We start from the raw sequence: 25,654 nt of genomic DNA on the forward strand, positions 1-25,654 counted from the left end.
TGACCCGGTCTGCTCATTCTGTCGACCTGACGATAGAGTCAGAGCACCCTCTTCCGGTCGTCGCCGTACAGAAAGGTGCGCTCCGATGTCCGAGCATCATCTGCCGTCCCAGCTAGAGGTCTCTCCGGAGGCCCCCGACCGTAACCTCGCCCTGGAGTTGGTCCGGGTCACCGAGGCCGCCGCCATGGCAGCAGGGCGCTGGGTCGGTCGCGGCGACAAGATCGGCGCCGACGGCGCCGCCGTGAAGGCCATGCGGACCCTCGTCTCCACCGTCTCGATGAACGGCGTCGTCGTCATCGGCGAGGGCGAGAAGGACGAAGCCCCCATGCTGTTCAATGGCGAGCGCGTCGGTGACGGCACCGGTCCCGAGGTCGATATCGCCGTTGACCCGATCGACGGTACGACCCTGAATGCCAAGGGCATGCCGAACGCGATCGCCGTACTGGCCGCCGCCGACCGCGGCGCCATGTTCGACCCGTCCGCGGTCTTCTACATGGACAAACTGGTCACCGGCCCCGAGGCCGCCGACTTCGTCGACATCAATGCGCCCGTCTCGGTGAACATCCGCCGGGTCGCGAAGGCGAAGAACTCCGCCCCGGAGGATGTCACCGTCGTCATCCTCGACCGCCCCCGCCACGACGGCATCGTCAAGGAGATCCGGGAGACCGGCGCCCGGATCAAGTTCATCTCCGACGGCGATGTCGCGGGCTCGATCATGGCTGCCCGCGAGGGGACCGGCGTCGACCTGCTCATGGGCATCGGCGGCACCCCCGAGGGCATCATCTCGGCCTGCGCCATAAAGTGCCTCGGCGGCGTCATCCAGGGCAAGCTCTGGCCGAAGGACGAGGCCGAGCGGCAGCGCGCGCTGGACGCCGGTCACGACCTCGACCGGGTCCTGTCCACCGACGACCTGGTCAGCGGCGACAACGTGTTCTTCGTCGCGACCGGCATCACGGACGGTGAGCTGATGCGCGGTGTGCGGTACCGCGCGGAGACGGCGACCACAGAGTCGATCGTCATGCGGTCCAAGTCCGGCACCATCCGGAAGATCGACTCGACCCACCGGCTGTCGAAGCTGCGTGCCTACAGCGCGATCGACTTCGACCGCGCGAAGTAGGTCCCGCCCCGGAGGTTCGGGGAGCAGAACTCGAAGAGGCGCCCCCCGTGTGCGGTGGGGGCGCCTCTTCGCGGTACGGACGCGGGGCACCGGTTCAGGCCCCCGGCAGCCCGTCGGCCGGTCAGCCCGCCGCGGCTATGCGGCCCGTCGCGGCGGAGGACGCGGATGATGCCTTGAGTTCCATCTCGCGCCGTCTGCGACGGGCGAGCACCACGCGGCGTTCGGCGGCGGTGAGGCCGCCCCACACCCCGTACGGCTCCGGCTGTATGAGTGCGTGTTCCTGGCATTCGATCATCACCGGGCAGCGCGCGCAGACCCGCTTAGCGGACTCCTCGCGTGCGAGTCGGGCAGCAGTCGGCTCCTTCGACGGGGCGAAGAACAGCCCGGCTTCGTCCCGGCGGCACACCGCCTCCGAGTGCCAGGGGCCGGCCTGGTCCTCCCGCGCGGGGGTGCGCTGGGGAGGGACGGCGGCGACCTGCAGGGGCTGATGCGGCAGTTGCAGCACGGTCTACTCCTGACGACGGCTTCGCGAGCGAGAGACGATGCAGCACTCCCTACCCGCTGTGCGCGCGCCTATGCACTGAGTGGCACTTGGTTCCGGGCTGCGGAATTGCGACCAGTCAGGAATATGGCTTGTTCTCGAAGGAGTTCAGAGCAGTTCGGAAGAGTTCGCACCAGGACGGACCGCGCCGTTCCCGGCCGGGTCCTAGCCGAGGTATTTGCGCAGCCGGTCCTGGAGATCCGCAATGAACTTCCCGCGCTTGGGCTTCGCCTCGACGCTGCCGAACACCGAATAGCCGTTGACGACCACCACTGGCGCTTCGGGGTCCGCGGATTCCAGTGTGGCGACTTCGAAATTACCGAAGACGCCCGTGCCGCTGCCGCGCAGCGAGATGTTCTCGGGGACCTTGATCTCGACACTTCCGAAGATGGCGGTCGCATTGATCACCGTGAGCCTCTGGCCGAAAAGCGCCTCGGTCAGATCGATCTCCACGCTACCGAAGAGCGCAAACGCGTTCGTACGGCCGCCGACGCGCCAACGGCCCTTGCGGGTGGAGCTGCTGAAGATCGCCACCAGGTTCTCGGCCGGACCCGTGGGGCTCTCATGGCCGAAGGCGCCGGGCTCGGCGGCCGAGCGGGAGGCGCCCCCCGGGGCAGGCAGATCCCGTACCAGCGGCTCCAGTTCGCCGATGGTCTTGGCGCGGTAGACCGCATCGACCCGCTCGGCGTGTTCCTCGGCGGTGAGCCGGCCCTCGGCCATCGCCTCGCGCAGGATGTCCGCGATCCGGTCACGGTCCGCGTCGGAGGCGCGGATACCGGCCGGCTCCGCCGGGGCTACGGGCTGCTGGGGGTGCTTTTCGAGGTCCACCGGCCCAGCGTACCCAAACGCGATAGATCGCGACTAGCCCCCGCCGCGCCTCCGCCGTGTCGCCCGCGCGTCGCTCCCGTGCGGATGCCGAACTGAGCCTTACCTCACAGCTTCGGTGTCCGCGCGGCGTTCTACCCTGGTGGGTGCGCTGCCCAAGGGAGGTCAGCCGCTGTCTGCCGAGTGAGGAATGGCCGTAATGCCAGAGTTTGCGTACTCCGATCTACTCCCTCTGGGAGAGGACACCACGCCGTATCGTCTGGTGACCTCCGAGGGTGTATCCACCTTCGAGGCCGACGGCCGTACGTTCCTCAAGGTCGCCCCGGAGGCGCTGCGCACCCTGGCTGCCGAGGCCATGCACGACATCTCGCACTACCTGCGCCCCGCCCACCTGGCGCAGCTGCGGCGGATCGTGGACGATCCCGAGGCGTCGTCCAACGACAAGTTCGTCGCGCTCGACCTGCTGAAGAACGCGAACATCGCCGCCGCGGGCGTCCTGCCGATGTGCCAGGACACCGGCACCGCGATCGTCATGGGCAAGCGCGGGCAGAACGTACTCACCGAGGGCGGTGACGAAGAGGCCCTGTCGCACGGCATCTTCGACGCGTACACCGAGCTCAACCTCCGCTATTCGCAGATGGCTCCGCTCACCATGTGGGAGGAGAAGAACACCGGCTCGAATCTGCCCGCGCAGATCGAGCTGTACGCCACCGACGGCGGCGCCTACAAATTCCTCTTCATGGCGAAGGGCGGCGGCTCGGCCAACAAGTCGTTCCTCTTCCAGGAGACGAAGGCCGTGCTGAACGAGGCCTCCATGATGAAGTTCCTGGAGGAGAAGATCCGTTCGCTGGGTACGGCCGCCTGCCCGCCGTACCACCTGGCGATCGTCGTCGGCGGTACGTCGGCCGAGTTCGCGCTGAAGACCGCGAAGTACGCCTCCGCGCACTACCTGGACGAGCTGCCCGCAGAGGGCTCCCCCACCGGTCACGGCTTCCGGGACAAGGAGCTGGAGGAGAAGGTTTTCGAGCTGACGCAGAAGATCGGCATCGGCGCCCAGTTCGGCGGCAAGTACTTCTGCCACGACGTGCGTGTCGTCCGCCTCCCCCGCCACGGCGCCTCGCTGCCCGTCGCGATCGCCGTGTCGTGCTCGGCGGACCGCCAGGCCACCGCGAAGATCACCGCCGAGGGTGTCTTCCTGGAGCAGCTGGAGAAGGACCCGGCCCGCTTCCTGCCCGAGACCACCGACGAGCACCTCGACGAGGGCGACGTGGTGCGGATCGACCTCAACCGGCCGATGGACGACATCCTCGCCGAGCTGACCAAGTACCCGGTCAAGACCCGGCTCTCGCTGACCGGTCCGCTGGTCGTGGCCCGCGACATCGCGCACGCCAAGATCAAGGAGCGGCTGGACGCGGGCGAGGAGATGCCGCAGTACCTGAAGGACCACCCGGTCTACTACGCGGGCCCGGCCAAGACGCCCGAGGGGTACGCCTCCGGCTCCTTCGGCCCGACCACGGCCGGCCGTATGGACAGCTATGTCGCGCAGTTCCAGGCGGCGGGCGGCTCCAAGGTGATGCTGGCCAAGGGCAACCGGTCCAAGCAGGTCACGGACGCGTGCGACGCGCACGGCGGTTTCTACCTCGGCTCGATCGGCGGACCGGCGGCGCGCCTCGCTCAGGACTGCATCAAGAAGGTCGAGGTCGTCGAGTACGAGGAGCTCGGCATGGAAGCGGTCTGGAAGATCGAGGTCGAGGACTTCCCCGCGTTCGTCGTCGTCGACGACAAGGGCAACGACTTCTTCACCGAGCCCGCCCCGGCACCGACGTTCACCAGCATTCCGGTGCGGGGTCCGGGTCTCGCCTGATGAGCTGAGGCGTGCCGAGAGGCACGACAGGTACGGTCCCGCGGGGGCGTTCCGGCCGCATTCCACCGGCCGGGGCGCCCCCGCGGGCCGTTCCCACCCCAGCGGGCGTTGTATTACATTCGTGCAATCCGGAGGCCATGGGTGAGCACGACTGGTGACTATGGGCCGGTGACACAAGACACCGAACAGGCGGACGACCGGCCGGACCCGGCACCGGACATCGATCCGGCCGACACGGCACGCGGCGAGCGCCGCTATCGATTCCTCGTCGCCGGATACTCCCTCTCTTCGTACGGCACCTTCCTGAATATGGTGGCGCTCAATCTGTTCGTCTACGAGACGACGGGCAGAGCGCTCGCGATGGGCCTGTTCATGGCCGTGCGGCTCGGGTCCGGATTTCTCGCCGGACTCGCTGCCGGCGGTCTCCTCGCCCGATTCACGGCCAAGAGCCTCATGCTGTGGACGAATGTGGCGCAGGCGGCGGTGATGCTGTTGCTGGTCTTCGCGCCGGAGGGGATGCGGACGGCCGCGCTGATGGCCGTTTCCGTGGTGGTGGGTGCCTGCGGAACGCTTTTCATGGTGTCGCTGCGCAGCTCCATTCCCGAGATGGTCGGCGACGAGCGGCGGTCGTGGGCCAACTCCCTTTCCATCACGGGACGTTCGCTGGCCATGGTGGCCGGTTTCGCTTCGGCGGGTGTGGTGGTCTCGCTGGTCGGCTACACCGCCGCGTTCGTGGTGGACATGGCCACCTTTGTGGTCTGCGCCGTGACGGTGGCTCTGCTGCCGATCGCGGGCGGGGGCAGGGGGAAGGACGCCCGGCCGGAATCGGAGGGGGATTCCGGCGGACGTACGCAGGAGGGCAGGCGGGGGACCGGGACGGGGCGGCGGCGGATGCCGGGGGCGTTCCTCAGGTCGGCCGCCGCGCCCGGTCTCGGTCTGATGGTGGTGCTGCGGGGTGCGGACGCCTTCGGTTCGTCCTCCCACAACGCCGCGCTGCCGGTCTACTCCGCCGGGCTCGACGCCTCGCACCCTGCCGTGTTCGTCAGCGCGTTCTGGTGTCTGTGGGCGCTGGGGAACGTCGTCGCGCAGCAGTTGATCCAGCGGTACATCAAGCGCACCGGGCGGGCGGTGGGTGCACCGGGGTTCGGGTACGGCACGTGTCTGATGTCCGGGGCGTTCATTCTGGCGTTCGCCGGGTTCCCTTCGGCGGCGACCGCCGTGATCGCACTTGTCGCGGGGGCGGCCGACGGGCTCACCGAGGTCTCGTACACCTCGCATCTGCAGACGCTCCCCGCCGATCTGCGCGGTCATGCGTTCGGGCTCTCCGCGACGGTGGAGAATCTCGGGTTCGGCGTCGGCATGATCCTGGTCGCGGCGGCACTCGACAGCCACAGCCCGCTGACCGTCGTCGCCTGGTCGCACGGGGTGGCCATCGTGATCGCCGTGGCGTTCCTGATCAGGGTGGCGGGGTCGCGGAGGCGAGATCGCGTCCCCGCGCCCCGCTCCGGTGCCGATCGCGGTGGGCAGGTGCGGTGAGGATTCGCGTACGACGGAATTCAGCCAATCCTGAGGCGCACTCGTGCGTGACCGACGGGCAGGGGCGGTGCCGGAGAACGGGGTGCCGCGTGTCCCGGCCCTCCGCAGCGGCTTCCCGGACGCCCCCGGCACGGGCCCCGTACACCCCCGGTCACCTCGGACCCGCGCGCCGGGGCGGCCCGTCCGGCACCGCCGATTTCACGCAGCGGGCCGCGCCGCGGACTTGCGCCTTGCCGGGCCGTGCGGTGGGTTGTCGGACGTTCCTGCAGCGCTCCGCCGACCCGGGGCATCAGGAAGCAGTCCTGGGGAACCAGGAAACAGCCGCCACCCACCCCCCACACCCCGGGCACCGCGCCGCGCCCAGCGGCCCGGCGCGGGTTCGCCCACCCTCACCTCACCGTCGAACACCGGAAAGGCGGACGCCGTATGACGCCGCTTCCCCACCGCAGCCACGCCGCCGACCTGCTGTCCTTCATCAGGGCCAGCCCTTCCCCGTATCGCGCGGTGGCGAGTGCCGCCCAGCGCCTGGAGAAGGCCGGCTTCCGCGAACTGCGCGGCACGGACGACTGGACGGGCACGACCGGCGGCAGCTTCGTCGTCCGCGGCGGTGCCCTGATCGCCTGGTACGCCCCCGAGGGCGCCCCCGCGCACACCCCCTTCCGGATCGTCGGCACACACACGGACTCCCCGAATCTGCGGGTCAAGCCCACCCCCGACACCGGGTCGGCGGGCTGGCGGCAGATCGCCGTGGAGATCTACGGCGGCGTTCCGCTGAACACCTGGCTCGACCGCGATCTGGGCATCTCGGGGCGGCTCGCGCTGCGCGGCCCCGGCGGCGGGGTCGAGTCCCGGCTCGTCCAGATCGACGAACCGCTGCTGCGGGTACCCCAGTTGGCCATCCATCTGGACCGTACGGTCAATGAGGGGCTCGCCCTCGACCGGCAGCGCCATCTCGCCCCGCTGTGGGCGCTCGGGGCGCCCGAGGAGGGCTCGCTGCTGCGCCGGGTCGCGGCGGCCGCGGAGGTGGACCGGGACGACGTCCTCGGCTGGGATCTGATGCTCCATGACATCCAGCCGCCCGGATATCTCGGCGCGGACCGGGAGTTCGTGGTGTCCGCGCGGCTGGACAACCTGGTGTCGGTGCATGCGGGCGTCACGGCCCTGGCGGGTGCGGCGACCGCTGACGACGATCCCTCGTACATCCCCGTCCTGGCGGCCTTCGACCACGAGGAGGTCGGCAGCGGTTCGGAGACGGGCGCGCAGAGCCCCCTGCTGGAACGGGTCCTCGGCCGTTCGGTCACCGCGCGCGGCGGCGGCACCGAGGACTTCTCCCGCGCCCTGTCCGGCGCCTTCTGCATCTCCGCCGACATGGCGCACGCGGTGCACCCCAACTACGCGGAACGGCACGATCCGGGCCATCATCCGCTGCCCAACGGCGGCCCCGCGGTCAAGGTCAACGTCAATCAGCGGTACGCCACCGACAGCACCGGCATGGCGGTGTTCGCGGCGGCGTGCGAGCGGGCGGGTGCGCCGTGGCAGCCGTTCGTCTCCAACAACGCGATGCCGTGCGGCACGTCGATCGGCCCGCTCACCGCGGCCCGGCTGGGTGTCCCGACGGTCGACGTGGGGGTGCCGGGGCTGTCCATGCACTCGGCGCGCGAGCTGTGCGGCGCCGACGACCCCGCTCATCTGGCGGCCGTCCTGGGCGCGTTCGTGACGTCCGGCTGACACACAGGGAGGGGCGGGGCGGCCGAGGCCGCCCCGCCCCTCCCTGCACCGCGGGAACGAGCTACGCGAAGCGCTGCTTCGCACTGCCGTCGCAGTTCTGCAGCTTCAGCGGGTCCTTGGCCGCCGCGAGCGTCAGGCACAGCCCGGTCGAGGCCGCCGGGCGCAAGGTGCCCGACTGCTTGACGAACTGCTGGTTGGCCGCACCCGAGCAGTTCCACACGATGAGCGTGGCGCCCGCCTTGTAGTCGGCACCCGGCACATCGAGGCACCGGTCGTGGCTCAGCTCCGTACGGATGCTCCTCGTGCCGGAGTCGTACCACCAGCCCTGGTTGCGGCCGCCGTGGCAGTCCCAGCCGCCGATCTCCGTGTCGTTGCGGGTCACCGAGGCGGGGACATCCACGCAGGTGCCCGTGGCCTCGTTCTTCAGGGGCTTGAAGACGTCGTCCCACGCCGCGGCCTGCAGCACGGGCGATCCGGTGCTCGCCGGATCCGCGCAGCTCGCCTCGCGCAGGGACGAGTTGTAGATCTGGGTCAGGCAGGAGGCGAAGGCGGCGTGGCCGCGCGCGTTCGGGTGGAAGGACTGCCGGACGGAGTTGGAGTCCGGCGGGAAGTGCGACAGATCGATGTAGAGCCCGCGGGCCCAGGTGTCCTCGCTGCAGACCTCGTGGCCGTGGAAGAGCCGGGAGTTGTCGAGGTAGACGGCTCCGGTGTCGGCGGCGGCCTTGCGCATGCCGCGCTCGAAGGCGGGGACCGCGACGTTACGGCCCCAGGCGGCGTCGGAGTCGTATCCGGCGCAGCCGCCGGGAAGCTTGCCGGGGAAGTTCGGGTTGTCGTAGAAGTCCGGGCCGATGGGGCTCGGGTAGCCCATGACCACGAGCTTGTAATCACTGTTGTTGTATCCGGCGTCGGACATGACGGTCTTCAGATCGCGCACCGTCTTCTCGACCTTGGGGACGAGTCCGTCGACGCGCGCCTGCCAGCCGCCCTCGTACTTCGACTGGCACGCGCCCTGGAGGAGGACCCAGCGCTCGACGCAGTCCGTCATGACCGGGCCGAACTGGAGGTCGTCATTGGCGCCGGCGACCAGCACGATCATCTTGATGCGGGTGTTGCGGGCCTTGATGGCGAGGTTGTCGCTCTGCACGAGTTCGTCGGCGTACTGCTTCGATCCGCCGATCACGATGTTGCCGGTGTACGCGCCGGAGCAGGAGACGTTGTACGTGACGTCGGCCGGGATCCCGGTGCGGTGGATGGCCGAGTCGGGCGAGCGGTGGCACCAGTTGTCGGGGCCGTTCGTGCCCGCCTCGTACGTGCCGACGCCCTCGCCGGAGATCTCGCTGTCGCCGAGCGAGATCAGCCCGGTCCTGCGGTCGGCGAGCGGGCGCTCGGCCGGGTCGCCGTACAGCCGGGTGGCTTCGGCGGCGCGGATGGCCTCCAGTTCGGGCGACAGGGGGGTGGATGCGGTAGTGGTGATACCGGACCGGTCTGCCGCGCCCGCCGGTCCTGCGGCGGCGGCCATGCCGCCCAATGCCGCCGCCGTGGCCGCGGCGGCCGCGACCGTACAGCGAAGTCTGTGCCTGGTGCGCCTCATTGCGCCTCCCCGGGTTGTGGTTACCCCCGGTATTTACTGGTCGGTAGGCGACTTGGGAATACACAGAACAAGACAAGTGCTCAACTTTTTCAGGAGGTTGAACCCCATGGACGACGCACAGACCACCGCACAGACCCCCGCGGACGGCACGGATTTCCGCATCGAGCACGATTCGATGGGCGAGGTGAGGGTGCCGAAGGACGCCAGGTGGCGGGCCCAGACGCAGCGCGCGGTAGAGAACTTCCCGATCTCCGGCCAGCGTCTGGAGCGGGCGCACATCGAGGCCCTGGCCCGGATCAAGGCGGCCGCGGCCAAGGTGAACGCCGAGCTGAAGGTGCTCGACCCGGACATCGCCCTGGCGATCCAGGAGGCCGCCGAGGAGGTCGCCGAGGGGCGCTGGGACGCACACTTCCCGATCGATGTCTTCCAGACCGGGTCCGGCACCTCGTCCAACATGAACACCAATGAGGTCGTGGCCACCCTCGCCACCGAACGCCTGGGCCGCGAGGTCCACCCCAACGACCACGTCAACGCCTCGCAGTCGTCCAACGACGTCTTCCCGTCCTCCATCCACATCGCCGCGACCGCGGCCGTCACCGGCGAGCTGATCCCGGCGCTGGACCATCTGGCTGCCGCCCTGGAACGCAAGTCCGCCGAGTTCGCGACGGTCGTGAAGTCGGGACGTACGCATCTGATGGACGCCACGCCCGTCACTCTGGGCCAGGAGTTCGGCGGCTACGCGGCACAGGTCCGGTACGGCATCGAGCGGCTGCGCGCCTCCCTCCCCCGCCTCGCCGAGCTGCCGCTGGGCGGCACGGCCGTCGGCACCGGCATCAACACCCCGCCCGGCTTCTCCGCCGCCGTCATCGCCGAGGTCGCCCGCGCCACCGGGCTGCCGCTCACCGAGGCCAGGGACCACTTCGAGGCGCAGGGCGCGCGGGACGGGCTCGTGGAGACGTCCGGCCAGCTCCGTACCTTCGCCGTCTCGCTCACCAAGATCTCCAACGATCTGCGCTGGATGGCGTCCGGGCCGCGCACCGGTTTGGCCGAGATCAGCCTTCCCGACCTCCAGCCGGGCTCGTCGATCATGCCGGGGAAGGTGAATCCGGTCATTCCCGAGGCCGTCCTGATGGTCGCGGCCCAGGTGATGGGGAACGACCAGACGGTCGCCGTCGCGGGCGCGGCGGGCAATTTCGAACTGAATGTGATGCTTCCCGTCATCGCGAAGAATCTGCTGGAGTCGGTGAGGCTGCTGGCCAATGCCTCCCGGCTGCTCGCGGACCGGACGGTCGACGGGATCACCGCGAACGTGGAGCGGGCCAGGGAGTACGCGGAGTCCTCGCCGTCCGTCGTCACCCCGCTGAACAAGTACATCGGTTACGAGGAGGCGGCGAAGGTCGCCAAGAAGTCCCTGGCCGAGCGCAGGACGATCCGCGAGGTGGTGCTGGACTCGGGATATGTAGAGCGCGGCGATCTCACGGTGGAGCAGCTCGACGAGGCGCTGGACGTGTTGCGTATGACCCGCCCGTGACATGCGTCGCGGCAACCGGGCCGCGGCATCTCTAAGATCTGCCCATGGCAGGTAGTGGATACATCGAGCACTGGGCGCCGGGCGATCAGATCCTGTGGCGCTACCGCGACAACGGCCCCCTGGGGCGGGACGCCGCGCCGGATCACGCCCAGGGCCCGGTCCACATCTGCCGCCCCGTCACCGTCGTCCAGGACACCGACGAGCTGCTCGCCGTATGGGTGGCACCCGGCACCGAATGCGTGAAACCGGTGCTGGCGAACGGCACCGAGGTGCACGACGAGCCGCTCGCCACCCGCTACACCGCCCCGCGCACCACCGCCCGCTCGGCATGGCTGGGCAACGGCGTGCTGAAGCTCGCCCGTCCCGGTGAACCCTGGTCGGTCTGGCTGTTCTGGGAGCCCGGATGGCAGTTCCGCAGCTGGTACGTGAACCTGGAGGAACCGCGCACCCGCTGGGCGGGCGGCATCGACTCCGAGGATCACTTTCTCGACATCTCCGTGTACCCGGACCGCAGCTGGGTCTGGCGCGACGAGGACGAGTTCGCCCAGGCGCAGCGGGTCGGCCTGATGGCCCCTCAGACCGCGCGTCGGGTACGGGAGGCGGGCCTCGCGGCCGTCGAGGTGATCCAGAACTGGGGCGCGCCGTTCCGGGACGGCTGGGAGGACTGGCGGCCCGATCCGCACTGGCGGGTTCCCGCACTCCCGGATGACTGGGACCGTACCCCCTCGCATATGCCGTCGTGAGACCCTTGATGCACCCCAGGGGGGCAACCGTAGGATCGTCCTCCGGAGGGCCGCTCCGCTCCAACCGGCGGACGCGGCACCGGACCTGACCGTAAGTCATCGCACGAGCACAACGCACTGCATGAGCTGTATGAGCAGCATCAGTCGTATGAATCGCATGAGCCACTACGAGGGGGTGGAGACGTGCTCGCTTTCGCCCGCCCCGTCGCCGGAAACGTTGTCACCGAACCACGCGTCGGGCATCCGGTTTCGGCCCCTGGTTCGGGGGCATCCGGTGACAGCCGTTGTTATCGCCGCTCTTGCCGGGGCACAGTAGCGCCCCACGAGGTGATTGCCTCATACAACCGGCCCGGACGGACGGAACCCCACGCGTGACGGAGCATCCCACCTCCCACGAAGGCCGGCAGCCTCTTGCCGCCCGGTCGCAGGAACGCACCCGGCCGCGGCAGCAGGATGCCGCGCCGGTCGCTTCCCCTGCCACCGCCGCGATCCCCGGCCCGGCCACGGCGCCGGGCGCGAATCCGGCGGCATCCCCGGCGAACCCCGGCCCCGCAGGACTCGACCCACAGGCCGCGGCCCGTCGCGAGGGCGACCGGCTGCGTTTCGTGGGGGCCGCCACCCGGCGGATCGCCCGCGGCATAGACCTGGACGAGATCGTGCTGGGCCTGTGCCGGGCCAGCGTGCCGACTTTCTCCGACGCCATACTGGTCTACCTCCGCGACCCGCTCCCGGTCGGCGACGAGCGGCCGGTCTCCCCGTTCGTACTGCGGCTGCGCCGGTCGGACCGGCTGCGTTTAAGCGAGGAGGAGACCGAGACCTCGTCGGAGATCGAACGACTGCGGCTGCCCGCCATCGATCCGCACGGCGATCTGCCCCCGGCTGCCGAGCTGTGCGAGGTCCGCTCGGGCGGCGCGCTCGCCGAGGTGCTGCGCGGTGTACGGCCGGTCTTCGGGGACTCCGCAGCGGCCCGCGCCGCGCTGCCCGAACTGCTCGGTACCGGACGGCCCGTACCCACCGGGCACCGTGCGATCCTCGCCCCGCTGCGCGGACGGCGACGGGTGATCGGCGCCGCCGTCTTCCTGCGCGGGACCGAACGGCCGCCCTTCGAGGCCAATGACCTGCTGGTCGCCGCCCAGCTGGCGACGCACACCGCGCTCGGCATCGACAAGGCCGTGCTGTACGGACGCGAGGCGTACATCGCCGACGAGCTGCAGCGCACCATGCTGCCCGACTCGCTGCCGCAGCCGACCGGTGTCCGGCTCGCCTCCCGCTATCTCCCGGCCGCCGAGACGGCCCGGGTCGGCGGCGACTGGTACGACGCGATCCCGCTGCCCGGGAGCAGGGTCGCCCTGGTCGTCGGCGACGTCATGGGCCACTCCATGACGTCCGCGGCGATCATGGGGCAGCTGCGCACCACCGCGCAGACCCTCGCCGGGCTCGACCTGCCACCGCAGGAGGTGCTGCACCACCTCGACGAGCAGGCGCAGCGGCTCGGCAGCGACCGCATGGCGACCTGCCTGTACGCGGTGTACGACCCCGTCGCGCACCGCATCACCATCGCCAACGCCGGGCATCCGCCGCCCGTCCTGCTCCATCTGGGCGGCCGCGCGGAGGTGCTGCGGGTGCCGCCCGGCGCTCCGATCGGCGTCGGCGGTGTGGACTTCGAGGCCGTCGAGCTGGACGCTCCCGCGGGCGCCACGCTGCTCCTTTACACCGACGGTCTGGTGGAGTCCCGGCTGCGGGACGTCTGGACCGGGATCGAGCAGTTGCGCGAACGTCTCGCCACCACCGCCCGGCTCACCGGCCCGGATCATTCCCCGCCGCTGGAGGCCCTCTGCGACGACGTGCTCGACATGCTCGGCCCCGGCGACCGGGACGACGACATCGCGCTGCTGGCCGCACGGTTCGACGGGATCGCACCGAGTGATGTCGCGTACTGGCACCTGGAACCGGAGGAGACAGCTCCGGGAAAGGCCCGCAGGCTGGCCCGCCGGGCGCTGAATCGTTGGGGGCTCGACGATCTCTCCGACTCGGTGGAGCTGCTGGTCAGCGAGGTGGTCACCAACGCGGTGCGCTATGCGGAGCGGCCGGTGACGCTGCGGCTGCTGCGCACCGACATCCTGCGCTGCGAGGTCGGCGACGACGCACCGCAGCTGCCCCGGCAGCGCCGGGCCCGGGACATGGACGAGGGCGGCCGCGGCCTGTTCCTGGTGAACCGGCTGGCCAGACGGTGGGGGGCGACGCGTCTTTCGACCGGCAAGGTGGTCTGGTTCGAGATGCCGACCCGGGGCCAGTAGGGGGTCCGGGCAGGGGGCGGACAAGAGCCCCGCACGGACGGTAGCCAAATGTTGCCGACCTCCTGTCGGCGGAGTTGACTTCAGTCGTGAACGAGACGACCTGACCGAAACCCCCACCGACGGGAGGACGCTCGTGCCTGAGGAATCGAAGACCAAGAACACCCCTTACACCACGAACAACGCCGGAATCCCGGTGGAGAGCGATGAACACTCGCTCACTGTCGGATCCGACGGTCCGATCCTGCTCCAGGACCACTACCTCATCGAGAAGATGGCCCAGTTCAACCGGGAACGGGTCCCCGAGCGAGTGGTCCACGCCAAGGGCTCCGGTGCCTACGGCATTTTCAAGGTGACCAACGACGTCAGCCAGTTCACCAAGGCAGACCTCTTCCAGCCGGGCAAGCAGACCGCCATGCTCGCCCGCTTCTCCACGGTCGCCGGTGAACAGGGCTCTCCCGACACCTGGCGCGACCCTCGTGGGTTCGCCCTGAAGTTCTACACGGAGCACGGCAACTACGACATGGTCGGCAACAACACGCCGATCTTCTTCGTGCGCGACCCGATGAAGTTCCAGGACTTCATCCGTTCGCAGAAGCGCCGCCCGGAGAGTGCCCTGCGTGACCACGACATGCAGTGGGACTTCTGGACCCTCTCCCCCGAGTCCGCGCACATGGTCACCTGGCTGATGGGCGACCGCGGCATCCCGAAGACCTACCGCAACATGAACGGCTACAGCTCGCACACCTATATGTGGGTGAACGCGGGCGGCGAGAGGTTCTGGGTCAAGTACCGCTTCAAGACCGACCAGGGCATCGACTTCTACCCCCAGGCCGAGGCCGACGAGATCGCGGGCAGCGACGGCGACATCCACCGCCGCGACCTGTTCGAGTCGATCAAGCGGGGTGATCACCCGAGCTGGACGCTGTACGTCCAGATCATGCCGTTCGACGATGCGCCGGACTACCGGTTCAACCCGTTCGACCTCACAAAGGTGTGGCCGCACGGCGACTACCCGGAGATCGAAGTCGGCCGGATGACGCTCAACGAGAACCCCGAGGACTTCTTCGTCCACATCGAGCAGGCGTCCTTCGAGCCGTCGAACCTGGTGCCCGGCATCGGTCCGTCGCCCGACAAGATGCTGCTCGGCCGGCTCTTCTCGTACCCGGACACCCACCGGTACCGGATCGGCCCGAACTACGCGCAGCTGCCGCCGAACCGTCCGCGGTTCGGCCGGAACTCGTACGCGAAGGACGGCCCGATGCGGTACGAGCCGACTCGTACGGGAGCGGTCTACGCACCGAACTCGTACGGCGGTCCGGCCGCGGACACCGAACGCTACGGCGACCCGGCGGGCTGGGCCACGGCGGGCGAGATGGTGCACGAGGCGTACAAGCTGCACCGCGAGGACGACGACTGGGGCCAGGCGGGCACGATGGTGCGCAAGGTCCTGGACGACGCGGCGCGTGATCGGCTGGTGTCGAACATTTCCGGCCATCTTCTGGACGGGGTGAGCGCCCCGGTCCTGGAGCGGGCGCTGCAGTACTGGCGCAACGTGGACAAGGACCTCGGCGACCGGATCGCGAAGAAGGTCAACGGCGGCTGACACCGTCGTACGCGGACGCATGAGTGAGGGGCGGTGCCGGCCGGCACCGCCCCTCACTCATGACCTCACGTCCTCACTGTCCGGGCGGGTTGTTCGCCACGTTGTTGCCGTTGCCCGGCCGGCCGGGGTCCCCTCCCTCGCCCGGAAGACCCGGGGACTGGCTCGGCGGCGGCTCCGGGGACTGGCTCGGCGGCGGCTCCGGTGACTGGCTGGCCGACTGGCTGGGCCCGTCGCTCGGGCTCTGTGCCGGCCGACTCGGTTCCTGGGACGGGGACTGCGTCGGGCTCTCCGGTGCCGAGGGGGTGTTCGACGGGGTCGTCGGTACGGTGACCTCGCCGCGCTCGACGTCCTGCAGGTCGAACTGGGCACTGGAGCCGCCGTTCAGCGCACCGAGGGTGTAGTCCGCCCAGATCTGCGCCGGGAAGCCGCCACCGTTGGCCCGGCCGGAGTTGGCGGTACCGGTCAGGCTGACCTGGCCGCCGCCGTCCTTGGGGGATTCACCGAAGAGCGCCACGACCGTGGTCAGCTCCGGGGTGTAGCCCGCGAACAGAGCGGCCTTGTTGTTCTCCGAGGTGCCCGTCTTGCCCGCCGCCTCGTAGGCCGAGGTGTTGGCCGCCCGGCCGGAGCCGCTGTCCACGACGCCCTTCAGGACGGAGGTCACGGTGTCGGCGGACTTACGGCTGATCACCTGGTCGCCGATGCCCTTGACCGGTTCGTATGTCCGGTCGCGGTTCTTGGCGGACTTCACGATGAACGGGGTGACCTTCTTGCCGTGGTTGTCGAGCGTGGCGTACGCGCCCGCCATGTCCCAGGTCGAGGCGTTCATCGTGCCCAGCGAGACGGCGGGACGTTCGGGGAAGTTCTGGTCCGGTACGCCGAGCGCCAGCGCGGTCTTCTTCACCTCGGGCGGGCCGACGTCGACCACCATCTGCGCGAAGACCGAGTTGATCGACTTGTTCATCGCGGTCTGCACGGTGACGTTGCCGTAGCTCTGGTTGTCCTCGTTCTCCGGGGCGAACGGGGTGTCGCTGCCCACCACCGGCCGCTTGCTGGTGCCGTCGTAGCGGGTGTTGACGCCGATCAGATCGCCGCCCTGGGTCTTCGACTCGTTCTCCAGCGCGGAGGCGAGCACCAGCGGCTTGAAGGTGGAGGCGGGCTGGTAGTCCCGACGCGTGGCGTTGGAGTAGTAGTGCTTGACGTAGTCCACGCCGCCGTAGAGCGCGACGACGGCTCCGGTCTTCGGATCGACGGAGGTGGCACCCGCCTGGACGGTCGCGTCGACCTTGTTGCCCTTGCGGTCCAGCTTGGACTCCAGCTGCCGGTCGACCGCCTTCTCCAGCTGCTTCTGCCGCTTCTTGTCGATGTTGAGGGTGAAGGTCCAGCCGCCGGCCCGCCGCACGTCCTCCGTGATGCCCTGCTTGTCCAGCTCCTTGTTGGCGGCCTCGACGAGGTAACCGGTCTGGCCCTCCATACCCTTGGCGGGCTTGGGCTTGTCCGGGTACGGGAACGTGAGCTTGTCGCGCTCGGCCTTGTCGAGCCAGTGCATCTCGACCATGTTGTCGAGCGTGTAGCCCCAGCGCTCCTTGACGAGCTTCTTGCCGGTCTCTGTCGCGCTCGCCCAGTCGTACTGGCTGGGGGCCTGGAGCAGCGCGGCCAGATAGGCACCCTGGGAGACGTTGAGGTCCTTGGCGTCGACCCCGTAGTAGGCCTGGGCCGCGGCCTGGATCCCGCTCGCGCCGCGTCCGTAGTACGCGGTGTTGATGTACCCGGCGAGGATGAAGCTCTTGTCCTTCTTCTGGTCGACCTTGAGCGAGATCACCAGCTCTTTGAGCTTGCGGCTGACCGTCGGGTCCTGCGTCAGGTAGTAGTTCTTCACGTACTGCTGGGTGATGGTCGAGCCACCCTGCTTGCCCTTGCCGGAGAGCGTGTTGAGGAGGCCGCGAGCGGTGCCCTTCAGGTCGATGCCCTGGTCCTTGTAGAACGTCTTGTTCTCGGCGGCGACGAAGGTGTGCTGCACCTCCTTGGGGACCTCGGCGAGGTCCACGATCTGGCGGTTGACCCCGTCACCGGTACGGGTCAGCACGGTGCCGTCGCTGTACTGGTAGACGTTGCTCTGCCGCTCGGCCAGGGCGTTGGCCTTCGGTATGTCCACGTACAGGTAGAGCGCCACGAAGGCGCCCATGATCAGCAGGCAGAACCCGAAGAACGTGCCCAGCATCTTCCGCCAGGTGAAGAGTCTGCGTATGCCGCCGCTCTTCGCAGCCCGCCGCGCTCCGCGCCGCTGGGCTCGTCGCGCATCCGCTCGACCCATTGCTGTGTTGCTCCTGTTTCTCTGCTCGACCAGATCAGCTCAGCCCAGCCAGCTAACACTGTCGGCTGGGACAAAAAGCAAGCGATGGGGCCTTTTCCGGACGTGACAATCAGCACCCGCTCTCTAGGGAACCGACTCACGAGAGGTGCCCATGGTTGCGAATCCAGGTAATGTGTAATCACATTGCTAGCACCATGCAGGTCTTTCGAAACGGGGGATCCCATGTCCGACCCACACGATCCGCACGCCGTGGCCACCCTGGCCGCCGATCTCACGCCCGACGCCCCTGAGATGCCCGAACCGCAGGTGAGGGAGGTGACGGCGCACAGCATTCCCGGCGGCCTCGGCCTGCTGCTGACCGTGATCGGAGTGATCGCCGGCATCGGTCTCGCCATCGTCGGCGGCGTCGTCGGCTCGAACGGGAACAACGGCGCGGGCGTCCCGGTCCTGATCCTCGGGGTCCTGCTCGTCATCGCCTCGTTCTTCTGCATGACGGGTGTGAAGATGGTCGCACCGGGCGAGGCGCGGGTGATCCAGCTCTTCGGCCGGTACGTCGGCACGATCCGTACCGACGGGCTGCGCTGGATCAACCCGCTCACCAGCAGCCGGAAGATCTCCACGCGGGTCCGCAATCACGAGACCGCGGTCCTGAAGGTCAACGACGCCTACGGCAACCCGATCGAGCTCGCCGCGATCGTCGTCTGGAAGGTCGAGGACACCGCGCAGGCGCTCTTCGAGGTCGACGACTTCCTGGAATTCGTCGCCACCCAGACCGAGGCGGCCGTCCGCCACATCGCGATCGAGTACCCGTACGACGCCCATGAGGAGGGTGGCCTCTCCCTTCGCGGCAACGCGGAGGAGATCACCGAGAAGCTGGCCGTGGAGCTCACCGCCCGGGTGCAGGCCGCCGGCGTGCGGATCATCGAATCTCGCTTCAGCCACCTCGCGTACGCCCCCGAGATCGCCTCCGCAATGCTTCAGCGTCAGCAGGCCGGCGCGGTGGTCGCGGCCCGGCAGCAGATCGTCGAGGGTGCGGTCGGCATGGTCGAGATGGCGCTGACCCGGATAGCCGAGCAGGACATCGTCGAGCTGGACTCGGAGCGGAAGGCGGCCATGGTCAGCAATCTGATGGTGGTGCTGTGCGGTGACCGCGCGGCCCAGCCGGTCCTGAACACGGGCACTCTTTACCAGTGACCGAACAGACCCCGCCGGCCCGCAGGACCCCGCCGCAGCGCAAGCAGATGCTGCTGCGGCTGGATCCCGCGGTGCATGACGCGCTGGCCCGCTGGGCCTCGGACGAACTGCGCAGCGCGAACGCCCAGATCGAGTTCCTGCTGCGCAGGGCGCTGGCGGAGGCGGGCCGCCTGCCAGGCACAGCACGGCCGATCCCCCGGCGGGGGCGACCCCCGAAGGATGCTCCGGGCCCGCCCGGCACCTGAACTCCGAGGTTCCGGAAGCCGGGGTTCCGGGAGCGGAACCCCGGTATACACCAGGGGTATACACGCCGTGTACAGTGCTCGGCATGTCAATCGGCCACACCCTGCTCGGACTCCTGGAGTCCGGCCCCCGTCACGGCTACGACCTCAAGCGCACGTTCGACGAGAAGTTCGGCCACGACCGCCCCCTGCATTACGGCCAGGTCTACTCGACCATGTCCCGGCTCCTGAAGAACGGCCTCGTCGAGGTCGACGGCGTCGAGAGCAGCGGCGGCCCCGAGCGCAAGCGGTACGCCATCACCGAGGCCGGGATCACCGATGTCAGCTCCTGGCTCGCGCAGCCGGAGAAGCCCGAGCCGTACCTCCAGTCGACGCTGTACACCAAGGTCGTCCTGGCCCTGCTCACCGGCCGCAGCGCCGAGGCCCTGCTGGACACCCAGCGCGCCGAACACCTGCGCCTCATGCGCATCCTCACCGACCGCAAGCGCAAGGGCGACCTTGCCGATCAGCTGATCTGCGACCACGCGCTCTTCCACCTCGAAGCCGATCTGCGCTGGCTGGAACTGACCGCCGCCCGGCTGGACCGACTCGCCGCGGAGGTGGGCGCATGACCCCCACCGGATCCCTGCTCAGTGCCGACAGCCTGTACAAGTCGTACGGATCGACGCCCGCGCTCGACGGTGCCTCGTTCTCCATCCACCCGGGCGAGGTCGTCGCCGTGATGGGCCCGTCCGGCTCCGGCAAGTCGACCCTGCTGCACTGCCTCGCCGGAATCGTCACCCCCGACAAGGGCACGATCACCTACGCGGGCCGCGAGCTCTCCGCGATGTCGGACGCCGAACGCAGCGCCCTGCGCCGCACCGAGTTCGGCTTCGTCTTCCAGTTCGGCCAGCTCGTCCCGGAGCTGACGTGCGTGGAGAACGTCGCCCTGCCGCTCCGGCTGAGCGGCACGAAGCGCAAGGCCGCCGAAGCCACCGCCCGCCACTGGCTGGAGCGCCTGGAGGTCGACACCGTCGCCGCCAAACGCCCCGGCGAGGTCTCCGGCGGCCAGGGCCAGCGCGTCGCCGTGGCCCGCGCGCTGGCCGCATCGCCCAAGGTGATCTTCGCCGACGAGCCGACCGGCGCCCTGGACTCCCTCAACGGCGAACGGGTCATGGAGCTGCTCACCGAGGCGGCCCGGTCGACCAACGTCGCCGTGGTCCTGGTGACTCACGAGGCCCGGGTCGCCGCGTACTCCGACCGCGACGTCACCGTGCGCGACGGCCGGGCCCGCGACCTGGAGCACGCGCTGTGACCCTGCTCGACCACAAGAACGCCCCGGCCGAGGCAGCGCCCCGCCCCACCGGGCCCACCGGCTTCACCGCCCTGCTGCGCGACCTCGCCCTCGGCGTCCGCTTCGCCTCCTCCGGCGGGCGCGAGGGCTGGATCCGCACGCTGCTGACCGCCGTCGGTGTCGGCCTCGGCGTGACGCTGCTGCTCGTCGCCGCGTCCGTACCGCACATGCTCGACCAGCGCTCCGCGCGCGACCAGGCCCGCTCCGAGACCAAGATCTCGGATTCACCCGACGGCCAGGCCAAGAAGTCCGATACGTCGGTGCTGCGGATCAACGCGGAGACCGAGTACCGCGGCCGTACCATCGGGGGCTATCTGATGCGTGCGGACGGTACTCATCCGGTCGTCCCGCCGGGCGTCGGACGCTTCCCCGGCGCGGACGAGATGGTGGTCTCCCCCGCCCTGAAGGAACTGCTGGCCTCCCCCGAAGGCAGCCTGCTCAGGGAGCGGCTGTCGAACCGGATCACCGGCACGATCGGCGACGCGGGCGTGATCGCCCCGGGCGAGCTGCTCTTCTACATGGGCAGCGACACCCTGACCGCCGCCAACGGCGGTCACCGGATCGCCGGTTATGGCGACCCGGGCCCGCCCGAGCCCATGTCGCCGATCCTCATCGTGCTGATCATCATGATCTGCGTCGTGCTGCTGGCGCCGGTCGCGATCTTCATCGCGACGGCGGTGCGGTTCGGCGGCGACCGCCGCGACCGCCGGCTCGCCGCGCTGCGGCTGGTCGGTACGGACATCCGGATGACCCGTCGGATCGCGGCCGGCGAGGCCCTGTTCGGGGCGCTCCTCGGCGTGCTGACCGGGGCGGTGCTCTTCCTGGTGGGACGCCGATTCGTCGGTCACATCGAGGTGTGGAACGTCAGCGTCTTCCCGCCCGACCTGGTGCCCGACCCCGCGCTGACGGCGCTGGTCGTCGTATCCGTCCCGGTGGCGGCGGTGCTGGTCACGCTGGTCGCGATGCGCTCGGTGGTGATCGAACCGCTCGGCGTCGTACGGGGCGGCGGCAACCGCGGACGCCGTCTCTGGTGGCGGCTGCCGATGCCGGTCGCGGGCCTGGCGGTGCTCGGGCTGACGGGCAAGGTCGACGAGTTCACCCCGGTCAACCCGTACCCGATCGCGGGCGGTGCCGTGCTGGTCCTGGTCGGGCTCGCGCTGCTGCTGCCCTGGCTGGTCGAGGCGTGCGTGAACCGGCTGCACGGCGGCCCGGTGCCCTGGCAGCTCGCCACCCGCAGGCTCCAGCTGAGCAGCGGGGCCGCCTCCCGCGCGGTCAGCGGCATCACGGTCGCGGTCGCGGGAGCGGTGGCGCTGCAGATGCTGTTCGCCGCGGTGGGCGACGAGTTCAGCAGGGTGACCGGACAGGACCCGTCGCGGGCCCAGTTCTACACGTACTCCGAGAAGGTCGAACCCGGGGCGGCCACCCGGACCATCGAGGAGTTCAAGGCCACCAAGGGCGTGGACGCCGTCATCGGGAAGGTCGAGACGTACGCCACCCGGCCCGGCAAGTACACGAAGTCCGACGTCCAGCCGACCACCAGTCTCATCGTCGGCGACTGCGCGACCCTGCGCGAACTCGCCCGGATCGGCTCCTGCACGGACGGCGACACCTTCGTGGCCCACCCCAGGAACGACAAGGAGATGTCCGACTGGGTCGATGCGACGGCCCGCAAGGGCAAGGAGGTCCTGATCGGCTTGGGCTACGGCCAGAAGCCGATGCGGTGGACCCTGCCCGCCGGCTCCCGGACGGTCCAGGCCCGCCACGATCCGCTGGGCGAGGACTCCTGGGGCATCATGGCCACCATCGGCGCACTCGACCCGAGCAAGCTGCCGGGCGCGACGACCCAGACGCAGATCCGGATCGACGAGAGCGTCGAGGACGCCGCGGAGTACGTACGGAACACGGCGGCCCGGATCGACCCCGCGATGCGGGTCGCGTCCCTCACGTCGAAGACCCGAGACGAGAAGTACGCCAGTGTGCAGCGCGGCCTCCAGGTCGGCGCGACCGCGACGCTGCTGCTGATCGCCGCCGCGATGCTGGTCTCCCAGCTGGAGCAGCTGCGCGAACGCAAGCGCCTGCTGTCGGTCCTGGTCGCCTTCGGCACCCGGCGCTCCACCCTCGCCTGGTCGGTGCTCTGGCAGACCGCCGTACCCGTGGTCATCGGGCTGACGGTCGCCGTGGCGGGCGGGCTCGGCCTGGGCGCGGCACTGATCACCATGCTCGACAAGAAGATCACCGACTGGTGGCTGTTCCTGCCGATGACCGGCGCGGGTGCGGCACTGATCCTGCTGGTCACGCTGGTGTCCCTGCCCTCGCTGTGGCGCATGATGCGGCCGGAGGGCCTGCGCACGGAGTGACCTGTGCGAGGCGGCGAGGGGGCGCGGTTCCTCAGGAGCCGCGCCCCCTCGCCTTGAGCCGGCGCTGGTCGGCGCTCGTACCGGACTTGCCGAAGGCAGTACCGTCGGCCTCAGCTCGGAGAACCAGAAGCGACCGGCTTGTCGGACGACCAGAAGTCGGAGTGCACGTTGGGAGTGGGCACTTCCTTCCCGCGGTAGTCAGTGCCCTTCCCCGGAGTGGAGGGCTGCGCCACCTTCGACTTGTCCACGCAAGCCGTTTGAACCTCCAGGAAGAACTGCCCCTTGTACCCGACGGTCAACCCCATCCTCAATACACCGTCACCGGCATCGGCAAAGATGGCAGGGAACTGCTTATCGGGGTTGACCTTGGTGATTGTGTAGCCCGACTTCTCCCATGCCCGCTCAATGATTCCGAGAAGCGAACCTTTGCGTCCCTCGGAAACCTGAGTCATGACCACAGCACGGCGCGTGACATCGCCGAGTTCCGGGGCGCCAGTGCACATTCCACTATCGGATAGATCGTGCGTCCACTCCAGAGGAGGGTCCACGGAGGACAGTGTGTCGCCGATGAGGATGTCAGCCTTGTCTGCAGCCTGCTGCATATTCACGCTGGAAGTCCTTTGGGAAGCAGGGGAATTATTGCTGCCGCTCCCGCAGCCAGCTACGAAAGTCATGGCAAGCACAAGGACGGCAATGCGATTGGAAACGTACTTCACCGCGGGGCCTCTGTAGTGATCGAGTCTGAACGTCCGCCGACGATACGAGCGATGTTGTCTGCCGCTGAAGGGTTCCTGTCCTCGTCGAAATAACCAGAATGCGCGGGAGTTGGGCCTTGGCCCGACAGCCAGAACGGGAGTGGGCCGTCGCCACTCTCCATTCTCGTGGCCCCGAACTCCTTACTCGTCGGGTCCGTACCGAACCAGAGATCGTTACTTCCCATTGCGGCTTCCCCCAAGATCCCTGGGCCGACAAGATCCTTCATACTGGGTAGCCTCGACACGGGAGGCGCTCTTCCCAAGAGTTGAGCACGGTCTTCAGCGAGCCAAGGCTGGCCAGCCCTTCGAGCCCTCCGCCGATACCCTCGTGAGCAGAGCGGAGCTCCACTCTGCACGTGCTCGTAGTGGTCTGCAGGTCATCGGCTGTACCGGCTGCCTCGGTCCACGGTCCGCCTTTGTGCTTGAGCCTGCCTGCGCCACCCCCGGTCGACGTCGCATATCCGCCTTCGCCTTGGAGGCTGTTGATCTCCATATGCGTAGTGTGGCGCTGCGCCGCATCGGCTTTGAGTTGTTCCCATTCATCCCACGCCACTCCTGGCCCCTCTCCCCCAGTACCCCGGATGCCATCTGGGCAGGCTCCCCCATGAGTCCGTCGCGCTCATTTGAGGTTGCAGTTGCAGATCTTATTGTTCAGTACGTTAAGTGACGAACAGTCACTCGAATTCCAGCCTGATATATCCACACCTAGGAGGTTCTGTATAGGTAAATTGGCTTGAAGTATTGCCGATTACACACCGTCCGGGACGACCACCACGGCTCCCCGAGGCTTCCCGGCACTGTGCCGCTACTCACGGGGGCACATCCCCGCTCGGGCTCGATCGACCCTCGTCCGGCCACCCGGGCGGAAGACCTTCGAAAGCGTGGCAACGGATACAAGTGACCTCCCGCGCGGACCGGTCGGAGACCGTCATGCACGGAGCGACGAGCCGCGAGGACACGGTCCATTCAGAGGCGGCACCCCGCGCCTGACTCGCCCCAAGGGTTAAGGCCCGCCCGCCACCCGTACCGGCAGCCCCCGCATCGCCTCCCGCAGCGCCGCCGCGAACTCCTCGAACTCCTCGCGCCGCGCCGCCCCCGTCCGCATCCCCAGCGCCACCCGTCGCGACGGTGCGGGTTCCGCGAAATACCCGGTGGCCAGCGCCTCGTTGCGGCCGGTCTCGACTGTCACCGCGGTACGCGGCAGCAGCGTCACCCCGAGCCCGCCGGCGACCAGCTGCACCAGCGTGGAGAGCCCGGCCGCGGTCGTGGTGACCGGCGCACCCTCCGTACGCCCCGCCTCCCTGCAGATGTCGAGCGCCTGGTCGCGCAGGCAGTGCCCCTCGTCGAGGAGCAGCAGCGGCAGCTCGCGCAGGGCCTCGCGCGGAATGTCGGTGCGCCCGCCCAGCCAGTGGTCCTGCTCCATCACCAGCACGAAGTCCTCGTCGAAGAGGGGAAGTTCGGCCACTCCGGGCACCCCGAGCGGCACGGCGAGCAGCAGCAGGTCCAGCCTTCCCGCGGCCAGCCCCTCCAGCAGCGAGGAGGTCTGCTCCTCGTGCACCTGGAGGTCGAGCTCCGGGTAGCGCTCATGGACCAGCCGCAGCACCGTCGGCAGCAGGTACGGGGCGACGGTCGGGATCACTCCGAGCCTGAGCACTCCGGTGAACGGCGCCCGGACCGCCTCGGCCTCCTCCATCAGCTGACCCACGGCTTCCAGCACCACCCGGGCCCGGACCGCGAGCCGCTCCCCGGCCGGCGAGAGCAGTACCTTGCGCGTCGTACGCTCGATGAGCTGGACACCCAGTGCCTCCTCCAGCGCCGACACGGCTCCGGACAGTGCCGGCTGACTCATCCCGATTGCTGCCGCGGCGTCCCTGAAGTGCAGATATTCGGCGACGGCCGCGAAGGCGCGCAGCTGCGACAGACTGGGCTGTTTGGTCCGATTGCCCTGATTACCCTGCGCCACTGATAGGCACCTCCGATCATCACGACCGAGTGTAGCTATTTCCGCGATCAATGCACTCTGTGCCAAGGTGGAGATCGTCCAACCCTCAGGAACTCCCGCAAAAGGGAATTCCTACGCTACAAG

At 69.1% G+C, this 25,654-nt stretch carries 19 protein-coding genes; 13 read left to right on the forward strand and 6 right to left on the reverse strand.

From position 1 onward, the window contains the following. Positions 1-85: 85 nt before the first annotated feature. Entirely contained in the window at positions 86-1,117 is a 1,032-nt protein-coding gene (gene glpX, locus OG609_RS14415) for a class II fructose-bisphosphatase (protein ID WP_266358316.1), read from the forward strand. A gap of 121 nt (positions 1,118-1,238) precedes the next feature. On the opposite strand, the gene OG609_RS14420 is transcribed toward glpX, so the two are convergent. Both OG609_RS14420 and OG609_RS14425 read right to left on the reverse strand, forming a co-directional pair. Continuing rightward, positions 1,239-1,622, reverse strand: coding sequence for a WhiB family transcriptional regulator (locus OG609_RS14420; RefSeq protein WP_327273184.1), 384 nt, complete (start codon positions 1,620-1,622; stop codon positions 1,239-1,241). Positions 1,623-1,823: 201 nt separating this feature from the next. Continuing rightward, positions 1,824-2,486, reverse strand: coding sequence for a DUF1707 SHOCT-like domain-containing protein (locus OG609_RS14425; RefSeq protein ID WP_327273185.1), 663 nt, complete (start codon positions 2,484-2,486; stop codon positions 1,824-1,826). A gap of 187 nt (positions 2,487-2,673) precedes the next feature. Between OG609_RS14425 and OG609_RS14430 the strand changes: the two genes are divergently transcribed. From OG609_RS14430 to OG609_RS14440, 3 genes are all read left to right on the forward strand, one after another. Beyond that, positions 2,674-4,347 carry a fumarate hydratase gene (locus OG609_RS14430; protein WP_327273186.1) on the forward strand — a complete coding sequence of 558 codons (1,674 nt, stop codon included), beginning with the start codon at positions 2,674-2,676 and terminating at the stop codon, positions 4,345-4,347. A gap of 219 nt (positions 4,348-4,566) precedes the next feature. Next, on the forward strand, positions 4,567-5,883 hold the full coding sequence (locus OG609_RS14435; protein ID WP_327278047.1) for an MFS transporter: 1,317 nt from the start codon (positions 4,567-4,569) through the stop codon (positions 5,881-5,883). Positions 5,884-6,309: 426 nt separating this feature from the next. Then, positions 6,310-7,611 carry a M18 family aminopeptidase gene (locus OG609_RS14440; protein WP_327273187.1) on the forward strand — a complete coding sequence of 434 codons (1,302 nt, stop codon included), beginning with the start codon at positions 6,310-6,312 and terminating at the stop codon, positions 7,609-7,611. Positions 7,612-7,672: 61 nt separating this feature from the next. Here the strand turns inward: OG609_RS14440 and OG609_RS14445 are convergent, their stop codons facing one another. Next, positions 7,673-9,202, reverse strand: coding sequence for a ricin-type beta-trefoil lectin domain protein (locus OG609_RS14445; RefSeq protein ID WP_327273188.1), 1,530 nt, complete (start codon positions 9,200-9,202; stop codon positions 7,673-7,675). 106 nt (positions 9,203-9,308) lie between these two features. On the opposite strand from OG609_RS14445, the gene OG609_RS14450 reads away from it, so the two are divergent. From OG609_RS14450 to OG609_RS14465, 4 genes are all read left to right on the forward strand, one after another. Beyond that, positions 9,309-10,733 (forward strand): class II fumarate hydratase, encoded by a 1,425-nt coding sequence (locus tag OG609_RS14450; RefSeq protein ID WP_327273189.1) that lies wholly within the window; start codon positions 9,309-9,311, stop codon positions 10,731-10,733. Positions 10,734-10,777: 44 nt separating this feature from the next. Continuing rightward, on the forward strand, positions 10,778-11,476 hold the full coding sequence (gene fomD / locus OG609_RS14455; protein WP_327273190.1) for a cytidylyl-2-hydroxypropylphosphonate hydrolase: 699 nt from the start codon (positions 10,778-10,780) through the stop codon (positions 11,474-11,476). 371 nt (positions 11,477-11,847) lie between these two features. After that, positions 11,848-13,773: a SpoIIE family protein phosphatase gene (locus OG609_RS14460; protein WP_327273191.1), complete on the forward strand. Its 1,926-nt coding sequence runs from the start codon at positions 11,848-11,850 to the stop codon at positions 13,771-13,773. 133 nt (positions 13,774-13,906) lie between these two features. Next, positions 13,907-15,376: a catalase gene (locus tag OG609_RS14465; protein ID WP_327273192.1), complete on the forward strand. Its 1,470-nt coding sequence runs from the start codon at positions 13,907-13,909 to the stop codon at positions 15,374-15,376. A gap of 73 nt (positions 15,377-15,449) precedes the next feature. On the opposite strand, the gene OG609_RS14470 is transcribed toward OG609_RS14465, so the two are convergent. After that, a complete protein-coding gene (locus tag OG609_RS14470; protein WP_327273193.1) occupies positions 15,450-17,687 on the reverse strand; it encodes a transglycosylase domain-containing protein in 2,238 nt (745 codons plus the stop codon). A gap of 222 nt (positions 17,688-17,909) precedes the next feature. On the opposite strand from OG609_RS14470, the gene OG609_RS14475 reads away from it, so the two are divergent. From OG609_RS14475 to OG609_RS14495, 5 genes are all read left to right on the forward strand, one after another. After that, positions 17,910-18,881 (forward strand): SPFH domain-containing protein, encoded by a 972-nt coding sequence (locus tag OG609_RS14475; RefSeq protein WP_093896794.1) that lies wholly within the window; start codon positions 17,910-17,912, stop codon positions 18,879-18,881. Further along, the gene (locus tag OG609_RS14480; RefSeq protein ID WP_327273194.1) at positions 18,878-19,126 is read left to right on the forward strand and encodes a hypothetical protein; all 249 of its coding nucleotides are present in this window, start codon (positions 18,878-18,880) and stop codon (positions 19,124-19,126) included. Before OG609_RS14475 ends, OG609_RS14480 begins: the two co-directional genes overlap by 4 nt. Positions 19,127-19,209: 83 nt before the next feature. Then, complete coding sequence (locus OG609_RS14485) at positions 19,210-19,734, forward strand: PadR family transcriptional regulator (RefSeq protein WP_327273195.1); 525 nt, start codon at positions 19,210-19,212, stop codon at positions 19,732-19,734. Continuing rightward, complete coding sequence (locus tag OG609_RS14490; RefSeq protein ID WP_327273196.1) at positions 19,731-20,417, forward strand: ABC transporter ATP-binding protein; 687 nt, start codon at positions 19,731-19,733, stop codon at positions 20,415-20,417. The genes OG609_RS14485 and OG609_RS14490 overlap by 4 nt, the downstream gene beginning before the upstream one ends. Continuing rightward, positions 20,414-22,813: an ABC transporter permease gene (locus OG609_RS14495; RefSeq protein WP_327273197.1), complete on the forward strand. Its 2,400-nt coding sequence runs from the start codon at positions 20,414-20,416 to the stop codon at positions 22,811-22,813. Before OG609_RS14490 ends, OG609_RS14495 begins: the two co-directional genes overlap by 4 nt. 110 nt (positions 22,814-22,923) lie before the next feature. Here OG609_RS14495 and OG609_RS14500 read toward each other — a convergent pair whose 3' ends face one another. Together OG609_RS14500 and OG609_RS14505 are read right to left on the reverse strand one after the other, a co-directional pair. Further along, positions 22,924-23,415 carry a hypothetical protein gene (locus OG609_RS14500; RefSeq protein WP_327278048.1) on the reverse strand — a complete coding sequence of 164 codons (492 nt, stop codon included), beginning with the start codon at positions 23,413-23,415 and terminating at the stop codon, positions 22,924-22,926. Positions 23,416-24,571: 1,156 nt separating this feature from the next. Next, a complete protein-coding gene (locus OG609_RS14505; RefSeq protein WP_327273198.1) occupies positions 24,572-25,531 on the reverse strand; it encodes a hydrogen peroxide-inducible genes activator in 960 nt (319 codons plus the stop codon). Positions 25,532-25,654 lie beyond the last annotated feature (123 nt).

Origin of the sequence: Streptomyces sp. NBC_01224 (assembly GCF_036002945.1) — a bacterium.
In the GTDB taxonomy this organism is placed as follows: Bacteria; Actinomycetota; Actinomycetes; order Streptomycetales; family Streptomycetaceae; genus Streptomyces.